The following is a 409-nucleotide window of genomic DNA, read 5'->3' as shown; positions in this document are numbered from 1 at the left end:
GCTCAGCCGAGCAGGCGCCAGTCCTCCAGGCCCTGGTAGAGCGGGACGCTCTGGGCCAGCTTGGCGACGCGGGCGCGCAGCGAGTCGGTGTCGGAGGTGCCGGCGAGAGCGGCGGCGATGATGTCGGCGACCTCGGTGAACTCGGCGTCGCCGAAGCCACGGGTGGCCAGCGCGGCGGTGCCGATGCGCAGGCCGGAGGTGACCATCGGCGGGCGCGGGTCGAACGGGACGGCGTTGCGGTTGACCGTGATGCCGACCTCGTGCAGGAGATCCTCGGCCTGCTGGCCGTCGAGCTCGGAGTTGCGCAGGTCGACCAGGACCAGGTGCACGTCGGTGCCGCCGGTGAGGACGGACACGCCCTTGTCCTTGACGTCGGCGCCGGTCAGACGCTCGGCGAGGATCCGGGAGC

1 pseudogene is annotated in these 409 nt (G+C 72.6%); it reads right to left on the bottom strand.

Features of this window, described 5'->3' with window-relative positions:
* Positions 1-2: 2 nt before the first annotated feature.
* Positions 3-409, bottom strand: a pseudogene (locus V8688_RS32085) (serine hydroxymethyltransferase); the annotation flags it as partial.

The sequence above is a fragment of the Nocardia sp. No.11 genome, assembly GCF_038752175.1.
Lineage (GTDB): Bacteria > Actinomycetota > Actinomycetes > Mycobacteriales > Mycobacteriaceae > Nocardia > Nocardia canadensis.
This window is presented reverse-complemented; position numbering and strand designations above follow the sequence as displayed.